Source organism: Xanthomonas arboricola pv. juglandis (genome assembly GCF_001013475.1).
Taxonomy (GTDB): Bacteria; Pseudomonadota; Gammaproteobacteria; order Xanthomonadales; family Xanthomonadaceae; genus Xanthomonas; species Xanthomonas arboricola.
The window spans coordinates 397,356-417,556 of record NZ_JZEF01000003.1; the positions used below are offsets into that span (position 1 = coordinate 397,356).

Consider the following 20,201-nt stretch of genomic DNA (forward strand, 5'->3'; position numbering starts at 1 on the left):
GACAGTCGACAATTGCCGGTCGAGTCCGGGCCTGACGATTCACGTGATCTGAAATGGTGCGCGGCGGGACGCACGATGCGCAGCGGCTGGCCGCAGACATACGATCGCCGCGCCGTTGCAGGCGGATGCGCCATTGGCTTGTCGCAGGCGTGACGCAACGGTCCCGCTCATTTCCCGAGCAGGCTATTGGGCCCCTGCAACAGGATCCGGAAACAGGCGCCGCCGCCCGGCACCGACACGTAGTCCAGTTGCGCCTGGTTGGCGCGGCACAGTTCCTGGGCGATATACAGGCCCAGCCCGGTGCCGTGTTCGGAGGTGGTATAGAACGGGCGGAACAGTTGCGCGGCCACCGTCTCCGGGATGCCGGGGCCGCGGTCGACCACGTCGATCACCGCCATGCGCTCCATGCGCTCCACGCGCAGCTTCACCCGCGCCGGTTCGTCCATGACCCGGCCGTACTTGAGCGCGTTGTGGACCAGCGCGGTCAGGATCTGGTGCAGATGCTTGGGGTCGACCAGGGCATGCACGGAAGCGCCTTGAATGCTCGCTTCCAGGATGTCGGTTTCCATCGACAGGGTCTGCCGGTACTCGACCACGAAGCGGCGCACGAACGCGGCCAGATCCAGGTTGTCCGGGTTGGCGCGTTCGCGCCGGGCCAGCGCGAGCACGCTTTCGACGATGCCATTGGTGCGCTGGCATTGCTGGTGGATGATCTGCAGCAGGCGGCGGTCGGCATCGCCGATGTCCGGGGATTCTTCCAGCAACTGCGAGGCGTAGCTGATCGCCGCCAGCGGGTTGCGGATCTCGTGCGCCAGGCTGGCCGAAAAGCGCCCCATCGCCGACAGCGTGAGCGATTCGGCGCGCCGCGACACTACGCTGGCATCGTCCAGGAACACCAGTACCAGATCGCTGTCGGCGAGCAGGCGCACGAAGCGCGGCTGCACTTCCGGGCGGTCGGCGCCCAGTTGTAGCGGGGCTTCTTCCTGGCGCCAGCCGCTGCGCCAGCGCTGCAGGCGGCGCGACAGTTCGGGCGTGAGCGCGGCCAGCGACAGGTCGACCGGCGCATTGCGCTGGTCGCCGTCGCCGAGCAGCGCCAGCGCCGCCTCGTTGGCCAGGGTGATGCGGTTGTGCGTATCGACCACCAGCACGCCGGTGCGCATGCGGCGGATGATCAGCTCGTTGATCTCGTAGAGATTGGCGACCTGCGCGCCGCGCTCCTCGGCCAGCACCTGATTGCGGCGCGCACGCGAGGCGATCTGTTCGCAGATGAAGGCCACCGCGACATAACTGGTGGCGAACATCGCCAGTTCGGCCACCGGGCGGGTGGCGCCGCCGCCTTCCAGTACCGTCCACAGGTATTCGAGCACGGTGGCGAAGCTGGCCAGCACCGCGATGCTCATGCCATAGCGCAGGCGCAGCAGGATCGAGGCGGCGGCGACATTGAACAGCAGCATCATCGCGATGCCGGCGCTGGCGCCGGGCAGCGCATGCGTGGCCAGGGTCGCGGCGAGGATGTCGGCGATCACCGCGCACAGCACGGTGGCGGTCAGGCGGCGCCCGTTGCGGCCCCAGAACAGCAGCGGGATGGCCATCGACAGGTAGCCGATCGCCACACCGGCCGCCAGGCGCGGGTAGCGCGGTTCCGGGATCGCGTCGGACAGGGGGCTGAACACCAGTGCGGCGATCAGCCCGGCCACCAGCACCCGGTACAGCGAAAAGAAGTACAGCTCGCGCTGCGGCGCGGACTGGATCCGGTCGATAAGCGATGGGCTGGATGGCAAACCGGTTCCCCGCTGGAGCAAGCCGCGAGTATAGGCAGGTGTACGGCCCGCGCAGCGCTCGCGCACGGTGCTGGGCCGGGCCGGGCGCAAGCGCCGCCAACGGGGGGCACTCCGGCCGGCTTTTGCGCCGCACGGCGTGGTCGGCCACAATAGGCGGCCCGTTCGCGTCTCTTGACGTGCCGCCCTGGCGGTCTGCGTTGCACGCAGCGGTCGTTTCCTTTTCCCACGGTGACGCATGAATTTCCACGAATACCAGTCAAAACAGCTGCTTGCCGAGTACGGCATCCCCGTTCCGGCCGGCAAGGTCGCGGCGACCCCGGACGAAGCGGTTGAAGTCGCCAATTCCCTGGGCAAGGGCCCCTGGATGGTGAAAGCGCAGATCCACGCGGGCGGTCGCGGTAAGGCTGGCGGCGTCAAGTTTTGCAAGACCACCGACGACGTGAAGGCCGCAGCGGCCAAGATGCTCGGCACCAAGATGTCCACCTACCAGACCGCCGGCGTCGAGCTGCCGATCAACCTGGTGCTGGTGACCACCGCCGGCGAGATCGTCAAGGAGCTGTACCTGTCGATCCTGGTCGACCGCGGCACCAAGACCATCACCTACATCGCCTCCAGCGAGGGCGGCGTGGAGATCGAGCAGGTCGCCGCCGAAACGCCGGAGCTGATCCACTCGCTCAACGTCGATTTCGTCGAAGGCGTGCAGGGCTACCACGGCCGCGATTTCGGCTTCAAGCTCGGCCTGACCGCCAAGCAGGCCGGCCAGTTCGCCAGCATCATGGTGAACCTGTATCGCCTGTTCAACGAAAAGGATCTGGCGCTGGTTGAAATCAACCCGCTGGCGATCCTGGACGACGGCAACCTGTACGCGCTGGACGGCAAGTTCGACAGCGACGACAACGCCGCGTTCCGTCAGAAGCAGCTGATCGCCATGCGCGACAAGATGCAGGAAGACGAGACCGAAGTGACCGCGTCGGAGCTGGACATCAACTACGTCACCATGGACGGCAACATCGGTTGCATGGTCAACGGCGCCGGCCTGGCCATGGCCACCATGGACGTCATCAAGCTCAACGGCGGCGAGCCGGCGAACTTCCTGGACGTGGGCGGCGGCGCCAACAAGCAGCGCGTCATCGAGGCGTTCAAGCTGATCCTGTCCTCGGACAAGGTCGAAGGCATCTTCGTCAACATCTTCGGCGGCATCGTCCGCTGCGACATGATTGCCGAGGGCATCATCGCGGCGGTCAAGGAAGTGGGCGTCAAGGTTCCGGTCGTGGTGCGCCTGGAAGGCACCAATGTGGAAGAAGGCAAGCAGCTGCTGCGCGACAGCGGCATGGCCATCATCCCGGCCGACAACATCAACGACGGTGCCAAGAAGGTCGTCGAAGCTGTCAAGAACGCCGCCTGATTCACGACACCGAAGGAACTATCCATGTCCGTTTTGATTAACAAGAACACCAAGGTGATCGTGCAGGGCTTCACCGGCCAGCAGGGCACCTTCCACGCCACTCAGATGATCGAGTACGGCACCCAGGTCGTCGGCGGCGTGACGCCGGGCAAGGGCGGCACCACGCATATCGACCTGCCGGTGTTCAACACCGTGGCCGATGCCGTCAAGGCCACCGGCGCAGACGCGTCGGTGATCTACGTGCCGCCGCCGTACGCGGCCGATGCGATCCTGGAAGCGGCCGCGGCCGGCATCAAGGTCATCGTCTGCATCACCGAAGGCATCCCGGTGCTGGACATGCTGCGCGTCAAGAACGTGCTGACCCGCTCGCATCCGGACACCGTGCTGATCGGGCCGAACTGCCCCGGCGTGATCACCCCGGGCGAGTGCAAGATCGGCATCATGCCGGGCCACATCCACAAGCCGGGCAAGATCGGCATCGTGTCGCGTTCGGGCACGCTGACCTATGAAGCGGTCAAGCAGACCACCGAAGTGGGCCTGGGCCAGAGCACCTGCATCGGTATCGGCGGCGACCCGATCAACGGCCTGAACTTCGTCGACTGCCTCAAGCTGTTCAACGAAGACCCGCAGACCGAAGGCATCATCATGGTTGGCGAAATCGGTGGCGACGCCGAGGAAGCTGGCGCCGAGTACATCAAGCAGTTCGTGAAGAAGCCGGTGGTCGGCTTCATCGCCGGTGCGTCGGCGCCGGCCGGCAAGCGCATGGGCCACGCCGGTGCGATCGCATCGGGCGGAAAGGGCACCGCCGAAGGCAAATTCGCGGCGATGGAAGCCGCTGGCGTCAAGACCGTCCGTTCGCCGGGCGATCTGGGTGCGGCGATCGCTGCGCTGGTGAAGTAAGCAGGTCGCGCGCAGGCGCGGGATGTGAGAGGCCGCCTTCGGGCGGCCTTTTTTGTGGGCGTTTGGAAACATCCCCTCATCCGCCCTTCGGGCACCTTCTCCCGCAAGCGGGAGAAGGGAGCAACAGCAACAGCAAGAACAACAGCAAGAACAACAGCAAGAACAACAGCCACAGCCACAGCCACAGCAACAGCCACAGCCACAGCAGGAGCAACAGCAGGAGCAACAGCAGGAGCAGGAGCAGGAGCAACAGCAGGAGCAGGAGCAGGAGCAGGAGCAAGAGCAGGAGCAAGAGCAGGAGCAAGAGCAGGAGCAAGAGCAAGAGCAAGAGCAGGAGCCCGGTCATGTTCTCAAGCACGTCGGGTTGGTCGTTCCTCGCCAGATCGACGGAGCACACCACGGTCATTGAACTCCCGCTGCCCAACCCCCGCAGGACGCGACATCCCCTCTCCCGCCTGCGGGAGAGGGGCCAGGGGTGAGGGCGCTTCCCGCGCGGCGATTCCCGACACCAAAGCGCCATCAGCACCGATAGCGCCACCAGGGCGGCACAAGCACCGTAGCCATCTCTCCTGCCGAGAATGTCGATGCGCCACGCCGCCAAGACCGGATTCGCCAAGCACCTGCGTCGTGAGATGACAGCAGCCGAGCGCGCGCTTTGGTATCGGTTGCGCGATCGACGTCTGCTCGGCTTCAAATTCCGGCGTCAGTTCCCCATCGGGCCCTATATCGTCGATTTCGTCTGCCTTGCCCGGGCGTTGATCGTCGAAATCGACGGTAGCCAGCACCTGCTGCCGGGCGCGGATGCCACGCGCGATGCTTTCCTGCACCGCGAGGGCTTCCAGGTGCTGCGCTTCTGGAATAATGCGGTTCTGGCGAGTGGCGACGACGTCTGCGACATGATCGCGCGAGGTCTGCTTGCGGCTCGTTCTCCCTTCCCCGCTTCCGTGCTTCGGAAAATACACCCACAAGGCCGTTGACATGTCCCAGACCCTCCGCATCGCCATGGCGCAGTTCGATTTCCCGGTCGGTGCGGTGGCGCAGAACACCGATCGCATCGTCGATTTCATCGCGGCCGCGCGCGACGAATTCGGCGCCGATATCGTGCTGTTCCCCGAGCTGGCGATCAGCGGCTATCCGCCGGAAGATCTGCTGTTGCGGCCGGGTTTTCTCGCCCATTGCGAGGAAGCGCTGGCGCGCATCGCCGCCAGCACGCGCGGGATCGTGGCGGTGGTCGGCTGGCCGCAGAGTGCCGGCAGCGTGGTCTACAACGCCGCCAGCGTGTTGCGCGACGGGCGTATCGAAGCAACGTATCGCAAGCGCGAATTGCCCAACTACGCGGTGTTCGACGAGCGCCGCTATTTCGACGTGGATCCGGATGGCGACAACTGCGTGGTCACGGTCAAGGGCGTGCAGGTGGGCGTGGTGATCTGCGAGGATCTGTGGTTTGCCGAGCCGCTGGCCAGGACCGTACAGGCCGGCGCCGAGCTGGTGCTGGTGCCCAATGCCTCGCCGTACGAGCGCGGCAAGCACGCGCAGCGCGATGCCTTGCTGGCCGAGCGCACCCGCGAGAGCGGGGCGGCGATCGCCTATCTCAACGTGGTCGGCGGCCAGGACGCATTGGTGTTCGATGGTGCATCGGTGGTAGCAGATGGCGACGGCACCGTGCATCCGGCCGCTGCCGCCTTCGTCGATCAGTGGCTGGTGGTGGACTACGCTGCCGGCGAGCGCAGCTTCACCCCGGTGGTGTGGGTGGACGATGGCGACGAGAGCATGGACGCACTGGCCTGGCGCGCGGTGGTGCGCGGGCTGCAGGACTATTGCCGCAAGAACGGCTTCAGCAAGGTCTGGCTGGGCCTGTCCGGCGGCATCGATTCGGCGCTGGTGCTGGCGATGGCGGTCGATGCGCTGGGCGGCGACAACGTCACCGCGGTGCGGTTGCCGTCGCGCTACACCGCCAATCTGTCCAACGATCTGGCCGACGCGCAATGCCGCGCATTGGGCGTCAAGCTGGAAACCATCGCGATCGAGCCGGCGTTCGAAGGGCTGCTCGCCGCGCTGGGGCCGATGTTCGAAGGCACCCAGCCGGACATCACCGAAGAAAACCTGCAGTCGCGCAGCCGCGGGGTGATCCTGATGGCGCTGTCCAACAAGTTCGGCGGGCTGCTGCTGACCACCGGCAACAAGAGCGAGTACGCGGTGGGTTACGCCACCATCTACGGCGACATGTGCGGCGGCTACGCCCCGCTCAAGGACCTGTACAAGACCGAAGTGTTCGGCCTGGCCAAGTGGCGCAATACCGTGGGCGGGGCGCCGGTGATTCCGCCGGCCGTGATTTCGCGCCCGCCCTCGGCCGAGTTGCGCGACAACCAGACCGACCAGGATTCGCTGCCGCCGTACGATGTGCTGGACGGGATTCTGTATCGCTACGTCGACCAGGAACAGTCGCGCGACGACATCGTCGCGGCCGGCTACGCCGCCGATACGGTGGAACACGTGCTGCGGCTGGTGCGGCTCAACGAATGGAAGCGCCACCAGGCCGCGCCCGGGCCGAAGGTGTCGCGGCGCGCATTCGGTCGCGAGCGGCGTTACCCGATCACCAATGGGTACTCCGGGCAGTAGCCCGAATGGCTATTCCGGTCGGTACCCCGGCAGACCGGCCAACGCTGCGGTGGCCGGTGCCTGGGCGAAGCGGGTGAGCAGGTCCAGGGTGGGCTTGGGACGCGTCAGGTCGTACATCAGGCCGAAATGGCCTTCGGCGCCCTGGATGGTGGTCTGGTCAAGCAATTCGTAGACGTTCACTTCGGACACCACGTCGGCGTAGTTGTCGCGCACGTTGCGTAACAATTGCGCCAGGCTGTCGTAGCAGCCGCGGTCGCCTTCCGCACCGCCGGTGGTGTTGCCGGTGTAGATCTCCGCACAGTTGAGCTCGTTGAAGAACACCGGTGTGTTGTAGGTCTGCGCGGCCGTGCGCAGCTGGCCAAGATACAACTCGGTCCAGTAGCCGGCATCCTGGTGGAAGGCATAGTAGTGGAAGCTGATATGGTCGAAGTCGAAGCCGGCCGCCTTGGCCTTGGCCAGGAACCACAGCGAGCCATTGCGATCGCCCGGGCAGCGCGCGCTGGCGCTGCGGTCGTCGCTGTTGCAGGCGGTGATGTTGATGGTGAAGCGCAGGCCGGCGCCCAGCTCGTTGGAGGCCTGGCGCATGCCCAGGTACATCGTGGTCATTGCCGCAATGCGGGCATCGGCCTCGGCGCGCACCAGATCCTGTTCGTTGCCGATCTCCCAGACCTTGATGTCGGCCGCATAGCGGCGTGCCAGCTGGTAGCCGATCTCGCGCGACATCGGATAGACCATCGGGCGCAGCGTGATGCCGTATTTGCGCGCCAGCGGGACCAGCGCATCCAGCGTTGCGTAATCGCGCGGGTCCACATCGAAGCGGTAGCTGCGCAGATTGCGCGCGGCCAGCAGTGTGAAGCGGGCCTCGGCCTGGGCCATGGGATAGCCGGGGCGGTTGTCGTGGGCGTTGACGCCGTAGACGATGGGCGCCGCGGCGGCGGTCGTGGTCATGGCCGCCAGCAACAGGCTAAGCATGAGCGGGACGATGCAGCCAGACATGCGGCCTCCTGGGCGGGCGCCAGCGGGGAGTCGGATCTTCTTCGAGGTGCAGTATAGGCAGCGCGCAGGCGCGGTTCGGTGACCTGGTGCCGGATCTGGCGACGCGCGCGCAACGGCCGCAGGCAGGCGCGCTCGGGCGGTGCGAGGTAGCGTGGGACGCGGGCACGTAATGCTGGATCGCCGATCTGTCGCTCGATCGGACGTGGCCGTCCTCAGGCACCGCAAGCGCCTGCGGCAATCAGCCGTGCCGCCGCCTACAGGCGCGTTGCCGCATCCGCATTGCCGCAATGAAAAAGGGGCCTTGCGGCCCCTTCTCATCACACCGGCGGCTGATCTCTCAGTCGCGGCTCATCTGTGCATTGCGCTGACCGGTGGCGGCGGACTTCTCGCCGGCGAACGGGTTGAGCTTGCGGATGGCCCACGGGTACTTCGGCCAGTCGCCGGTCAGCCACGGATGCTGCGGGCTGTTGAGCTCCAGCACGCGGCGGGCATCGGCGGCCAGGGTCTTGTTACCCAGGTGGGTGTAGGCCTCGGCCAGCACCGCCACCGCGTCGTATTGGTAGGCGCTCTGCGGATAGGTTTCCAGGAGGTAATTGGCGCGACCGGCGGCCGAGACCCAGGCATTGCGCCGCAGGTAGTACAGCGCGTTGTCCAGCTCGTGCTGGGCGAACACGTCGCGCAGCTCGATCATGCGCTTGCGCGCATCCGGCGCATAGCGGCTGTTCGGGTAGCGGTCGGTGACGGTGTTGAAGTCGTTGTAGGCCTGCTGCGGCGAGGACAGATCGCGACGGCTCGGATCCAGCGACCACACGCGGCGCAGGAACACCGTGTCGCGGTTGCTGTTGGCCAGCCCGCGCAGGTAATACAGATAGGAGATGTTGCGATGGGTCGGGTAGGTCCGGATGAAGCGGTCGACGCTGGACACGGTGTCGTCGTGCTTGCCGGCCTTGTACTGGGCGTAGGCGGTTTCGATCATCGCCTGTTCGGTGTACGGCCCGTACGGGTACTGGGCGATCAGGCGCTTGTAGCTGGCTTCGGCGCCAGCCCAGTTGCCTTTCTCCATCAGGCCGTGGCCCTTGCCGTAAAGCTGCTCGACGGGCATGCCTTCGTCGGGATTCTTGTCCTTGGCGCCGCGGTGGCAGCCGGTGACGACGAACGCCATGACCAGCAGGAGGGCAATCAGGCGCACAGGCGCGGAAAACGTGGACCGTCGGATCATGGGTCTGGGCAGGACGCATCAGGAAAACGAGAGCGCGATGATAGCCTAGTGGCCTGTCCGGCGACTGACTCCCGCCGCCCGGACCCCCAAATTTCCGCTTTTGCCTGAGTGCCCGTGTCCATGTCCGACCCATCTGCCGAACCCCTCGACCCGTCCATTCGCCAGGCCATCGTGCCCGACAACGCCGCAGGGCGCCGTTTCGACGCGGTGCTCGCCGAGCTGTTCCCCGAATTCTCGCGCTCGCGCTTGTCGGAGTGGATCAAGTCCGGCGATGCGCTGCTGAACGGGGAAATGGCGCGCCCGCGCGACACCTTGCGCGGCGGCGAGAGCGTGCAGGTGCAGGTGGTGCTGGAAACCCAGACCCACGCCGCCCCGCAGGACATCCCGCTGAGCGTGTTGTACGAAGACGACCAGGTGCTGGTGATCGACAAGCCGGCCGGGCTGGTGGTGCACCCGGGCGCCGGCAATCCGGACGGCACCCTGGTCAACGCCTTGCTGTTCCGCGACCCGGCGTTGGCGGCGGTGCCGCGCGCCGGCGTGGTGCACCGGCTGGACAAGGACACCAGCGGCGTGATGGTGGTGGCGCGCACCGTGCAGGCGCAGACCGCGCTGGTGGAACAGCTGTCCGCACGCGATGTGCATCGCCAGTACCTGGCGGTGGTGGTGGGCGCGCTGGTCTCCGGTGGCACCGCCAATGCGCCGATCGACCGCCATCCGCGCGATCGGCTGAAGATGGCGGTGCGCGACGATGGCCGCGATGCGGTCACCCATTACCGCCTGCGCGAGCGCTTCCGCGCGCACACCGCGCTGGAATGCCGGCTGGAAACCGGGCGCACCCACCAGATCCGTGTGCACATGGCGCATCTGAAATCGCCGATCGTCGGCGACCCGCTGTACGGCGGCGCGCTCAAGCTGCCCAAGGGCGCCAGCGACGAACTGGTGCACGAATTGCGCACCTTCAAGCGCCAGGCGCTGCATGCCGAAACCCTGGAATTCCTGCACCCGGTCAGCGGCGAACCGGTGCGCGCCAGCGCGCCGGTGCCGGCCGACCTGCAGCGGCTGATGACGGCCCTGCGCGAAGACAGCGCACGCGCCGCCGAGCTGGCACGCCGCTGACGTGGCCGCCGCCGCGCCCTTCGTGCTGCCGGCCGACTGGCCGGCGCCGCCGCGCATCCATGCGCTGACCACGCTGCGTTACGGCCTGGGCCAATCGCAGGCGCCGTTCGACACGCTCAACCTCGGCAACCGCAACAATGCCGAGGGCGACGTGCCGGAGCAGGTGGAATGCAACCGGGCGCTGCTGGTCGAGGCGCTGGCACTGCCCGGCAGCCCGCAGTGGCTGCGTCAGGTGCATGGCGTGGAAGTGCTGCGTGTCGACGCGCCCGTGCTCGCGCGCGGCGAACAGCCGCCTGCAGCGGGCACTGTCGCGCCAGGCGCGCAGGAACCGGTCGCCGATGCAGCGGTAACCGCCGTGCCCGGCGTGGTGCTGGCGATCCTCACCGCCGATTGCCTGCCGGTCGTGCTCGCCGCTGCCGATGGCAGCGAAGTGGCCGCCGCGCATGCAGGCTGGCGCGGCCTGGCCGACGGCATGCTGGAGCGCAGCGTGGCGGCGATGCGCACGCCGCCGCAGCAGGTGTTGGCATGGTTGGGGCCGGCAGCGGGGCCGCAGGCCTATGAAATCGGTGAAGACGTGTTCAACGCCTTCGTCGCGCACGATGCGCAGGCGCAACGCGCGTTTGTTGCGACCCGCCCGGGGCATTGGCGGGTGGACTTGTATGCGTTGGCGCGTCAGCGCCTGGAGCATGCCGGTGTGCCGGCCAGCGCCATCCATGGCGGCGGGCTGTGCACCATCTCCGAGCCGCAACGTTTCTTCTCGCATCGTCGCGACCGTCGCAGCGGACGCATGGCCACGCTTGCCTGGATCGCGCCCTGAGCACGCCGTTGTTTGCGCAGGTGTTGGGGCAGGACGCGTTCACGCAGCTGCCTGCGCCGGTGCGCGCGCTGCATTCGGTGCAGCAGCGGCAGACCTTCGCCGGCCGGGCAAGGATTCAACGCGGCACGCATGCGCTGGTCCCGTTACTGGCGCTGCTGAGCCGCTTGCCGCGCAGTGGCGAGGTGGAGGTCGAAGTGGAGTTTCTCACTGACGCGACAGGCGAGCGCTGGCATCGGCGGTTTGGCGGCCTGCCGATGCATTCGCGCCTGTGGCGCGAGGGCACGCGCCTGCGCGAACATCTGGGCGCGGTGCGGTTTGAATTCGCGCTGCGCGCCGACGCGCAGTCGCTGTACTGGCAGGCCACGCGGGTGTGGGCATTGGGCTGGATCCGGTTGCCTGCGCGCTGGTTCGAGCAGGTGCGTTGCCGCGAGCATGCCGACGCCGGGCGTTACGGATTCCTGGTCGACGTGCACTTGCCGCTGGTCGGCCCGTTCATTCGCTACGAGGGCTGGCTTGAATCGCGTTGATCCACCGCTTGTTGACGTGTCTCAGCTGGAGTCGTCTCGGTTGGAGCCTGCTCACTCGAAGCCGTCGCGCGTGGAGCCGCCCGGCCGTAGGAGCGCACCTGGGCGCGATGGGGCATTACCGGGAAAGCCTCATCGCGCCCGGGTGCGCTCCTACGACTGCGCGCTGATTTCTCTGATGGCTTATTGATACGGGGTGTTGCTCGGCCGCGTGTGCTGGATCTGTGGTGGCGGACAGGCACGCCTGCTTTGTGTAGGAGCGCACCTGGGCGCGATGGGCGTTACCGGGAAAGCTTCGTCGCGCCCGGGTGCGCTCCTACGGTGATTCCGTGACGGCGGCTTACGCGACTGCGTTTTTGAAGCTTGCGGGCGCAGCTTTCGGGTTGCCGCTGTGCGCAGGCTGCAGGCGGAAGATCGACACCGCATCGGCCAGTTCCACGGCCTGTTCTTCCAGGCTGCGCGCGGCGGCGGTGGCTTCTTCCACCAGCGCGGCGTTGCGTTGGGTGACTTCGTCCAGTTGCGCGACGGTGCGGTTGACCTGTTCGATGCCGCTGGATTGCTCGGCACTGGCGGCGGTGATCTCGCTCATGATGTCGGTGACGTGTTTGACCGAGCCGACGATCTCGCGCATGGTCGCGCCGGCGCGGTGCACCAGGCCCGAGCCCAGTTCGACCTTGTCGGTGGAATCGGCGATCAGCGTCTTGATCTCCTTGGCCGCATCGGCCGAGCGCCGCGCCAGCGCGCGCACTTCCGAGGCGACCACCGCAAAGCCGCGGCCCTGTTCGCCGGCGCGTGCGGCTTCCACCGCGGCGTTGAGCGCCAGGATATTGGTCTGGAAGGCGATGCCGTCGATGACGCCGATGATCTCGCCGATCTTGCGCGAGGCAGTGCTGATCTGGCCCATGGTGGACACCACATCGTCCATCACCTGGCCGCCGTTCTGCGCGACTTCGCCGGTGCCCACCACCAGCCGGTTGGCCTGCAGCGCGCTGTCGGCGTTCTGCTTCACGGTGGAGGTGAGTTCTTCCATGGAGCTGGCGGTTTCTTCCAGATTGGCGGCCTGTTGCTCGGTGCGCTCGGACAGGTCGGTGTTGCCGGCGGCGATTTCCACTGCCGCGCGGCGGATCGTGTCCGATGCGATCTGGATGCCGCCGATGATCTCGGTCAGCCGTGTCACGGTCTGGTTGGTGTCGTCGCGCAGGCGCGCAAAGATGCCGTGCGCATCGCCATCCACGCGCTGGGTGAGGTCGCCTTCGGCCAGTGCGCCGATCACCCGCGCCAATGCGGCCAGGTGGGTTTCCACCGAGTCGTAGATGCGGTTGATACCTTGCGCCAGCGACAGCAGCACGCCGTCCATGCCGTCGATCTGCATGCGCCGGCTGAAATCGCCGGCCGCGGCGGCATCGATGATCTGGATCAGCGCCTGCTCGGCGTTGACCTGCGCGGTGACGTCCATCCACTGCGCGATGGTGCCCAGCTTGGTGCCGTCGGCGGCGATGATCGGGCTGTAGACGAAGTCGATCTGGCGGCCGAAGAACGGCGCACGCACCGCCTTGGAGGCGGTCAGCGCGCGCATGCGGTCGATCGCGGCCTGGCTGTCGGGATAGATGTCGCCGATGCTGCCGCCGACGAAGCCTTCTGCATGGAAACTGGGACGGAAGCTCTGCACATCCGGCTCGATCAGCTTGAGCATCGCCAGCAGTTTGCGGTTGGCGAACAGTACCTGGCCGTCGTCGTCGGCGATGCGGATCATGGTGTCCAGATCGTCCAGCGCCTTGATCACGAACTGGCCGTGGCGCAGGCCCTGTTCCATCACATCGATGCGGATGGCCAGCTTGTCCTGGGTCGCCTGCAGGGCGTGCAGCAACGGCGCGAGTTCGCCGGAGGCGTTGCGCAGATCCAGGCGCTGGAAGCGCCCGTCACCGATGGCCGTCACCGTGCCGATCGCCTGTTGCAGTTGCGCCAGACCGCGACGGCGCGTCCACCACCACAGCCCGGCACTTGCCGCGCCCAGCACCAGCAGCGCCGGTAGCAAGCGGCCCAGCCCGGCCCAGATGCTGCCGGGCAGCAGCGTGGCAGCGTAGAGCGTCAGCGAGGCCAGCAACCCGATCTGTGCAGCGGCAGGCAGCCATGCGGCCGTGCTGGCACGCGCAAGGTTCCGGCCGGAAGGCGGGCGGGAGACGGCGGTGGCATCGGGTGAGGGCGACATAGGCTGAGTCCAACTGAGTGATTCGGAGTGGGGAGCGGCGTCCTGCGCTGCATGGGCTGCTATGGGGTATCGGCGGCCGAGCCCGAATCATGACGGCGTGAAATCACCGTTCGTCGGAATCTGCCGACCAGACCCCCGAAAACACCGATGTAGTTGATTTGGAAGCGGTTTCAGTGCCGCCTGATATGCTGCAGAACCGTAATTTGCAGCCGGATACCGGTCTCGCAATTGTAAATTCCACGTGAAATATCAGCTGGCTCCGTAAACACTTCGTAGACCGCGACGCCACGGAGTCCGATCGCATGCACGCAATCAAGACTGGCCAGTGGCGCCATCGGTGCAACGCCACGAACACGCATCGAGGCGCGGGGACTCGGGAATGGGGATTGGGGAATCGAGCGCGCCATCAATCCAGCCCAGCCCTGAAAGACGACAGAAAAGCGCTTTTTTCCATTCCCGATTCCCGAATCCCGAATCCCAAAAAAAAACCGGCCATCTCACGATGACCGGTCTATCGATACCTAACTAGCTGACGCTACACCGGCTTACTTCGCCGGCTTGGCGCCCGCGTCGTCGGGCAGCGCCCAGGCGATCACGCTGTCGCCCGACTTGGTTTCCATGCGGTCGTGCCCACCCACGGCGGCCACGATGTACTGCTTGCCGTCGATGGTGTAGCTCAGCGGAGCGGCCTGCGGGCCGGCCGGCACGCGGGTCTCCCAGACCTGCTTGCCGGTGCGGGTGTCGAAGCCGCGCATGAAGTCGTCCAGGGTCGCGCCGATGAAGGTCACGCCGCCGGCGGTGGCCAGCGAGCCGCTGTTGTTGGGCGTGCCGATCTCGAACTTGGTCTTGGACGGGATGCCCATCGGGCCCTGGTCGTAACCGGTGCCCAGCGGACGCCGCCAGATCACCTGCTGGGTGCGCAGGTCCACGCCGGAGATGTAGCCCCACGGCGGTGCCACGCACGGCGTGTTGAGCGGCGACATCCACGGCTCCTTGCGGGCGCCGTAGGCCAGGCCCTTCTGCGCCATGTAGCCGGGCGTCTTGCTCTTGCCGTCGAACACCGACACCACGCCCAGTTCATTCATCTTTTCGCGGGTGTAGACCTGCAGGGTGTAGGGCAGGCGATTGCTGTTCATCACCATGATGCCGCGCTGCAGATCGACCGAGACGCCGCCCCAGTTGATGCCGCCGTGGTTGCCGGTGAAGGCCAGCGAGCCTTGCAGGGTCGGCGGGGTGAACATGCCTTCGTAGCGCAGCTGCTTGAACTGGATGCGGCAGGCCAGCTGGTCGAACGGGGTCATGCCCCAGGCATCGGATTCGACGATGGTCTCGTACTCGCGGCTCGGTGCGCCCACGGTATTGGGCATGCCCGGCGAGATCGGCTGCGTGGCCGCGGTCCAGTCGCCGTGATCGGTGCCCTGCGGCACGGCGATCTGCTTGACCGGCATGAGCGGCGCACCGGTGGCACGATCCAGCACGAATACCTGGCCGGACTTGGTGGCCTGGATCACCGCAGGACGGGTAGCGCCGCCGGCGACCGGCCAGTCGACCAGGTTCGGTTGCGGGCCGATGTCGTAATCCCACAGGTCGTGGTTGACGGTGCGGAAGTGCCAGCGCTCCTTGCCGGTGGCCGCATCCACCGCAACCAGCGCCGCGGTGTATTCCTCATCCTGCGGGGTGCGGCCCTTGCCGAAGAAATCGCCCGAGGCGTTGCCGGTCGGCAGATAGACCAGGCCCAGCTCGTCGTCGGCGGACATCAGCGACCACACGTTCGGGGTCGAACGGGTATAGGTCTGCCCGGCCGGCGGCTCGGTGGTGATCGTCGGGTTGCCCAGGTCCCAGGCCCAGCGCAGCTGGCCAGTGAGCGCATCGAAGCCGCGCACCACGCCGGACGGCGCATCGCCTTCCTGGCCGTCGCGGACCTGGCCGGTGGGCTGGATCACCACGCCGCGCATCACCACCGGTGGCGAGGTCGGGCCGACGAAGCCCGGCTTGGTGTTGCCGGTGCCGGCATTGAGATCGACGAAGCCGTTGGTGCCGAAGCTGGTGCACAGCTTGCCGGTCTGCGCGTCCAGCGCGCCGAGGCGGCCGTCGACCATCGGCCAGAAGATCCGCGTCGGGCACTCGGCGGTGCCTTGCGGCGCCTGGTAGTACGACACGCCACGGCAGGTGGTGGCGGCAACGCCGGCCATCGCCTTCGGGTTGGTCTGCGGGTCGAAGCGCCAGCGCTCCTTGCCGTTGGCCGCTTCCACCGCGATCACCTTCTGGGTCGGGGTGCAGATGTAGAGCAGCTCGCCGACCTTGAGCGGGGTGTTCTGGAAGGCGTAGCCCAGCTTGGAACCGGCCGGCTTCAGATCGCCGGTATGGAATTCCCAGGCGACCTTCAGATTCTTGGCGTTCTCCGGGGTGATCTGCGCACCGGGGGTGTAATGGTTGGACAGGTTGGAGCCGGCGTACGAGGTCCAGTTGCTGGCATCGTGATTGGCCGCGACGTTGCCGTCCGGGCTGGGCACATTGTTGCGGCTGAACGGCGTTGCGTTCTCGGCCGGCAGCTTGGAGGCATCGGCCAGTTCGACATTGCGCGGCACCAGCAACGGCCACAGGATCAGCGTCGCGCCCAGGATCGGCAGCACGCCGGTCACCAGCACATAGCCCAGACCCGACAACGGCTGCATGCGGCGACGGGCCACGCCCCAGAACGGCAGCAGCACCAGACCCAGCACCGACATCCATGCCAGGCGCGGGACCAGACCCCAGCCATCCAGGCCCACTTCCCACAGCGCCCAGGCGATGGTGGCTGCCAGCGTGGCACCAAACAGCCACAGGCCGGCACGCCTGCCCATTGCCAGCAACACGCCGGCCAGGAACAGGCCGATGCCCGCCAGCAGGTAATACCAGGAACCACCGACGGCGACCAGGCGGCCGCCCTCGTAGGCAAGCACCGCACCAAGCACGGCGATCACCACGGCATAGACCACCAGCAACCAGGTGCCTAGTCCACGTTTTGAGGATTGATCAGTCATTTTGAGATGTCAGGAAGGACCCAGGCACCGGCAGGCGGTGGCGAGTCGTGGAGGGAGAAAGATCACGGGCTGGCAAAGGGCGGCCCCGATCTAACAAAAACGTCCTACATCGAGAACGCCCGGATATGAACGCGCAGCCCCTCCCAGGGTCCTCAGCGCTACTCATCCGAATATTTTAGACCGCAACGACGCTCGTGTCCGTGACGGAATGAGAACCAGCGTTCCAGGCTGTGCATCTGGGGCGCTGGAATTGCTCAAATCCGACGTGCACACGTACCCTCATCCGCCCTTCGGGCACCTTCTCCCGGGGGGAGAAGGGATGCGCCGCCAGTGCGCGACGCATCTGTGTGCTAGTGGCGTGTGTGCGCTGGCAGCGTGATGCTTGTGACTCGCGAAAACCGGATTCAAATATCGGCCAGCGCCTGCAGATACCGCTGGCGCCAGTGGTTGATGTTGTTCTTGCGCAGATGATCCATCATCGCCCGCCAGCGCTCGATGCGGGTTGCCAACGGCATGCTTGCCGCGGTGGCGATCGCATCGGCCACGCCGTCGAGGTCGTGCGGATTGACCAGCAGCGCCTCCTTCATTTCGTCGGCTGCACCGGCCAGCAACGACAGCACCAAGACGCCCGGATTTTGCGGATCCTGCGCAGCCACAAATTCCTTGGCGACCAGATTCATGCCATCGCGCAGCGGCGTGACCAGGCCGACCGAGGCGGCGCGATAGAAACCGGTCAAGGTCGCATGGCTGAAATTCTGATTGACGTAGCGCAGCGGCGTCCAATCCGGCTCGGCATGCCCGCCGTTGATATGGCCTGCGATCTGCTCCAGTTGCCCGCGCAAGCGGCGATATTCGTTGACATCGCCGCGCGACACCGGCGCGATCTGCAGGTAGGTCAGGCTGCCGGATTGCTCCGGATAGCGCTCCAGATAGCGCTCGAACCCCTGGAAGCGTTCCGGCAGGCCCTTGGAATAATCCAGCCGGTCCACGCCGATCGCCAGTTGCCGGCCGCGCAGGCTTTCGCGCAGGTCGCGCACGGCCTGCTTGCCGACCGAGGCCTTGGCCTGGTTGGCGATCAGGTCGGTATCGATCCCGATCGGGAACGCCGCGGCACTGAAGCGACGCCCGCCGGGGCCTTCGACGATGTCGCCTTCGAGAATGCGGCCACCGCCGAACAGGCGCACATAGGCCTTGAAGCGTTCTGCATCGCGCTGGGTCTGGAAGCCGACCAGGTCGTACGCGTAGAACGTACTGAACAAGCGCGCGTGATCCGGCATCGCCTGCATCAGGTCGGCCGAGGGCATCGGCACGTGCAGGAAGAAGCCCATCTTGCAGCCCACACCCAGCTCGCGCAGCATCGCGCCCAGCGGAATCATGTGGTAATCGTGGATCCACAGCGTGTCGCTGTCCTTCAACAACGGCGCCAGCTTTTCTGCGAACAGCCGGTTGACGCGCATATAGCCTTCGCGGGTGGCGCGGTCGTAATCGACCAGGTCCAGGCGGAAGTGCAGCAGCGGCCACAGCGTGCGATTGGCGAACCCGTTGTAGTACGAATCGATGTCGCGCTTGTTGAGGTCCATGGTGACGAACTTGATGTCGCCCTCGGTCTGTTCGTGCATGCCGCCGCTGTCGCCGCGGACGGTCTTGCCGCTCCAGCCGAACCACACACCGCCGCGCTCCTTGAGCGCAGCCAACAGACCAACCGCCAGCCCGCCGGCGCGGTTTTCGCCGGGCACTGCAACGCGGTTGGATACCACCACCAAACGACTCATGACGCCTCCTGCCAGCTCCGCGACAAGCGCATCGCTGCGATGATCAAGCCCACATGCGAATAGGTCTGGGGGAAATTCCCCCAGGCTTCGCCGTCTTCAAACGATAGGTCCTCCGACAGCAAGCCGAGGTGATTGCGGCGCGAGAGGATGCGCTCGAACAATTCACGCGCCTCCTCCTTGCGGCCGATCGCGGCCAGCGCGTCGATGTACCAGAACGTGCAGATGGTGAAGCTGGTTTCCGGCTCACCGAAGTCATCCGGTGCGATGTAGCGATACAGCGCATCGCCATGCTTGAGCACGCGGCCGACCGCTTCGACCGTGCGCACGAAGCGGATGTCGTCGTTGGCGACGATGCCGATATCGGCCAGCAGCAACAGCGATGCGTCCAGGCGATGACCGCCCAGCGTATCGGTGAAATGGCCGCGCTCTTCGCTCCAGGCCTCGCCCAGCACGCGTTCGCGTATGGTGTCGGCGCGCTCGCGCCAGTACACGCTGCGCTCGGGCAGCACCAGCCGGTCGGCGATCTTGGAGAGGCGATCGCAGGCGGCCCAGCACATCGCAGCGGTATAGGTATGCACTTCGGCGCGGCCGCGGAATTCCCACAGACCGGCATCGGGCACGTTGTGCAACGCGAAGGCGCGCTCGCCCAGCGGCTCCAGGCGGCGGAAGGTGTCCGCATCGCCCTGATCCTTCAGGCGCAGATCGAAGAACAGCTGGGTGGAGGCCAGCACCACGCTGCCGTAGACATCGTGCTGCTGCTGGATCCAGGCCAGGTTGCCGCGGCGTACCGGGCCCATGCCGCGGTAGCCGTCCATCGTTTCGACTTCGTGCTCTTCCAGCTGCGATTCGAAGCCGATGCCGTACAGCGGCTGCAGGGTGCCGTCGGCGGTGGCGATGTTGAAGATGTAGCCGATGAACTGCTCCATCGTGCGCGTGGCGCCCAATCGATTCAGCGCACGCACCACGAACGCGGCATCGCGCAGCCAGCAATAGCGGTAATCCCAGTTGCGCGGGGTGTTGGGCGCCTCCGGGATCGAGGTGGTCATCGCCGCGATGATGGCGCCGCTGTCTTCGTACTGGCACAGCTTGAGCGTGATCGCGCTGCGGATCACCGCTTCCTGCCAGTCGAGCGGAATCGACAGATAGCGCACCCATTCGCGCCAGTATTCCTCGGTGCGTTCCTGCGCTTCCTGCACGTAGCCGGTGAGCGAGCGGGTCAGCGATTCGTCCACCCCCAGCACCAGGTTGACCGGGTGGCTGAGTACGAACGGCAGGCCGTCGCGCACGAAGCGCACCGGCACATCGGTAGTCAGGCGCAGGGTGAATTCGGGCAGCACCCAGCGGATGTGATTGCTGCCCCAGGTGGTTTCCGGGCTGCGGCCACCCCAGTCGGCCAGCGGGCGGGCGCGCACGATGATGCGCGGGTTGCCGGCGAGCGGGCGGATCTGCCGGATGATGCTGACGGGCCGGTAGAAACGCCCGTTATTGCGCCAACGCGGCGCGAAGTCGATGACTTCCACTTCGCCGCCGTGGTGGTCGCGCAACACGGTGCGCAACACGGCGGTATTGGGCAGGTAGTGCTGCTCGCTGCTGGCGAAATCTTCCAGCTCCACGGCGAAGTCGCCGCCTTCGCCCTTGGGCGAGAGCAGCGAACAGAATGCCGGGTCGCCGTCGAAGGCCGGCAGGCAACTCCACACCACACGTGCCTGCCGATCGACCAACGCTCCAAAGCTGCAGTTGCCGATGACGCCCAGATCCAGGTTTGGCTCGGTCATGGAGTGCGAACGATCCTTTTGAAGGGAAGTAGAGAAGGCGCGCTG

15 protein-coding genes are annotated in these 20,201 nt (G+C 66.3%); 7 read left to right on the forward strand and 8 right to left on the reverse strand.

The window, feature by feature from the left end:
- Positions 1-167: 167 nt before the first annotated feature.
- On the reverse strand, positions 168-1,781 hold the full coding sequence (locus tag XARJCFBP2528_RS12550) for a sensor histidine kinase (protein WP_047124755.1): 1,614 nt from the start codon (positions 1,779-1,781) through the stop codon (positions 168-170).
- 235 nt (positions 1,782-2,016) lie between these two features.
- On the opposite strand from XARJCFBP2528_RS12550, the gene sucC reads away from it, so the two are divergent.
- Both sucC and sucD read left to right on the forward strand, forming a co-directional pair.
- Positions 2,017-3,186, forward strand: a complete 1,170-nt coding sequence (gene sucC / locus XARJCFBP2528_RS12555; RefSeq protein ID WP_047124756.1) for an ADP-forming succinate--CoA ligase subunit beta — start codon at positions 2,017-2,019, stop codon at positions 3,184-3,186.
- Positions 3,187-3,210: 24 nt separating this feature from the next.
- Positions 3,211-4,086, forward strand: coding sequence for a succinate--CoA ligase subunit alpha (sucD, locus tag XARJCFBP2528_RS12560; RefSeq protein ID WP_047124757.1), 876 nt, complete (start codon positions 3,211-3,213; stop codon positions 4,084-4,086).
- Positions 4,087-4,162: 76 nt separating this feature from the next.
- Here the strand turns inward: sucD and XARJCFBP2528_RS12565 are convergent, their stop codons facing one another.
- A complete protein-coding gene (locus tag XARJCFBP2528_RS12565; protein WP_047124758.1) occupies positions 4,163-4,492 on the reverse strand; it encodes a hypothetical protein in 330 nt (109 codons plus the stop codon).
- 178 nt (positions 4,493-4,670) lie between these two features.
- Here XARJCFBP2528_RS12565 and XARJCFBP2528_RS12570 point away from each other — a divergent pair, with 178 nt between their 5' ends.
- Both XARJCFBP2528_RS12570 and XARJCFBP2528_RS12575 read left to right on the forward strand, forming a co-directional pair.
- A complete protein-coding gene (locus XARJCFBP2528_RS12570) occupies positions 4,671-5,063 on the forward strand; it encodes an endonuclease domain-containing protein (RefSeq protein ID WP_026064065.1) in 393 nt (130 codons plus the stop codon).
- Position 5,064: 1 nt separating this feature from the next.
- Positions 5,065-6,705 (forward strand): NAD+ synthase, encoded by a 1,641-nt coding sequence (locus XARJCFBP2528_RS12575; protein ID WP_047124759.1) that lies wholly within the window; start codon positions 5,065-5,067, stop codon positions 6,703-6,705.
- 9 nt (positions 6,706-6,714) lie between these two features.
- On the opposite strand, the gene XARJCFBP2528_RS12580 is transcribed toward XARJCFBP2528_RS12575, so the two are convergent.
- Together XARJCFBP2528_RS12580 and XARJCFBP2528_RS12585 are read right to left on the reverse strand one after the other, a co-directional pair.
- Positions 6,715-7,701 carry a glycoside hydrolase family protein gene (locus XARJCFBP2528_RS12580; RefSeq protein WP_047124760.1) on the reverse strand — a complete coding sequence of 329 codons (987 nt, stop codon included), beginning with the start codon at positions 7,699-7,701 and terminating at the stop codon, positions 6,715-6,717.
- Positions 7,702-8,038: 337 nt separating this feature from the next.
- The gene (locus tag XARJCFBP2528_RS12585) at positions 8,039-8,920 is read right to left on the reverse strand and encodes an outer membrane protein assembly factor BamD (RefSeq protein WP_047124761.1); all 882 of its coding nucleotides are present in this window, start codon (positions 8,918-8,920) and stop codon (positions 8,039-8,041) included.
- Positions 8,921-9,040: 120 nt separating this feature from the next.
- Between XARJCFBP2528_RS12585 and rluD the strand changes: the two genes are divergently transcribed.
- The 3 genes from rluD to XARJCFBP2528_RS12600 are packed head-to-tail and all read left to right on the forward strand — an operon-like array spanning position 9,041 to position 11,380.
- Positions 9,041-10,036 carry a 23S rRNA pseudouridine(1911/1915/1917) synthase RluD gene (rluD, locus tag XARJCFBP2528_RS12590; protein ID WP_016901271.1) on the forward strand — a complete coding sequence of 332 codons (996 nt, stop codon included), beginning with the start codon at positions 9,041-9,043 and terminating at the stop codon, positions 10,034-10,036.
- Position 10,037: 1 nt separating this feature from the next.
- Positions 10,038-10,853: a peptidoglycan editing factor PgeF gene (gene pgeF / locus XARJCFBP2528_RS12595; protein WP_016901275.1), complete on the forward strand. Its 816-nt coding sequence runs from the start codon at positions 10,038-10,040 to the stop codon at positions 10,851-10,853.
- 20 nt (positions 10,854-10,873) lie between these two features.
- Positions 10,874-11,380, forward strand: a complete 507-nt coding sequence (locus XARJCFBP2528_RS12600) for a DUF4166 domain-containing protein (RefSeq protein ID WP_047124837.1) — start codon at positions 10,874-10,876, stop codon at positions 11,378-11,380.
- A 337-nt stretch (positions 11,381-11,717) separates the two neighbouring features.
- On the opposite strand, the gene XARJCFBP2528_RS12605 is transcribed toward XARJCFBP2528_RS12600, so the two are convergent.
- The 4 genes from XARJCFBP2528_RS12605 to XARJCFBP2528_RS12620 form a co-directional block, all read right to left on the reverse strand.
- The gene (locus XARJCFBP2528_RS12605; protein ID WP_047124762.1) at positions 11,718-13,586 is read right to left on the reverse strand and encodes a methyl-accepting chemotaxis protein; all 1,869 of its coding nucleotides are present in this window, start codon (positions 13,584-13,586) and stop codon (positions 11,718-11,720) included.
- Positions 13,587-14,131: 545 nt separating this feature from the next.
- The gene (locus tag XARJCFBP2528_RS12610) at positions 14,132-16,570 is read right to left on the reverse strand and encodes a glucose/quinate/shikimate family membrane-bound PQQ-dependent dehydrogenase (protein WP_180973938.1); all 2,439 of its coding nucleotides are present in this window, start codon (positions 16,568-16,570) and stop codon (positions 14,132-14,134) included.
- 443 nt (positions 16,571-17,013) lie between these two features.
- Complete coding sequence (otsA, locus tag XARJCFBP2528_RS12615; protein ID WP_016901285.1) at positions 17,014-18,381, reverse strand: alpha,alpha-trehalose-phosphate synthase (UDP-forming); 1,368 nt, start codon at positions 18,379-18,381, stop codon at positions 17,014-17,016.
- Positions 18,378-20,156, reverse strand: coding sequence for a glycoside hydrolase family 15 protein (locus XARJCFBP2528_RS12620; RefSeq protein ID WP_016901287.1), 1,779 nt, complete (start codon positions 20,154-20,156; stop codon positions 18,378-18,380). The genes otsA and XARJCFBP2528_RS12620 overlap by 4 nt, the downstream gene beginning before the upstream one ends.
- Positions 20,157-20,201 lie beyond the last annotated feature (45 nt).

Bases quoted from the DNA above. Each gene is read 5' to 3' on its own strand.
- sucC (WP_047124756.1), top strand. From the start codon at position 2,017: ATGAATTTCCACGAATACCAGTCAAAACAGCTGCTTGCCGAGTACGGC.
- sucD (WP_047124757.1), top strand. From the start codon at position 3,211: ATGTCCGTTTTGATTAACAAGAACACCAAGGTGATCGTGCAGGGCTTC.
- XARJCFBP2528_RS12565 (WP_047124758.1), bottom strand. From the start codon at position 4,492: ATGACCGTGGTGTGCTCCGTCGATCTGGCGAGGAACGACCAACCCGAC.
- XARJCFBP2528_RS12570 (WP_026064065.1), top strand. From the start codon at position 4,671: ATGCGCCACGCCGCCAAGACCGGATTCGCCAAGCACCTGCGTCGTGAG.
- XARJCFBP2528_RS12575 (WP_047124759.1), top strand. From the start codon at position 5,065: ATGTCCCAGACCCTCCGCATCGCCATGGCGCAGTTCGATTTCCCGGTC.
- XARJCFBP2528_RS12580 (WP_047124760.1), bottom strand. From the start codon at position 7,701: ATGTCTGGCTGCATCGTCCCGCTCATGCTTAGCCTGTTGCTGGCGGCC.
- XARJCFBP2528_RS12585 (WP_047124761.1), bottom strand. From the start codon at position 8,920: ATGATCCGACGGTCCACGTTTTCCGCGCCTGTGCGCCTGATTGCCCTC.
- rluD (WP_016901271.1), top strand. From the start codon at position 9,041: ATGTCCGACCCATCTGCCGAACCCCTCGACCCGTCCATTCGCCAGGCC.
- XARJCFBP2528_RS12605 (WP_047124762.1), bottom strand. From the start codon at position 13,586: ATGTCGCCCTCACCCGATGCCACCGCCGTCTCCCGCCCGCCTTCCGGC.
- otsA (WP_016901285.1), bottom strand. From the start codon at position 18,381: ATGAGTCGTTTGGTGGTGGTATCCAACCGCGTTGCAGTGCCCGGCGAA.
- XARJCFBP2528_RS12620 (WP_016901287.1), bottom strand. From the start codon at position 20,156: ATGACCGAGCCAAACCTGGATCTGGGCGTCATCGGCAACTGCAGCTTT.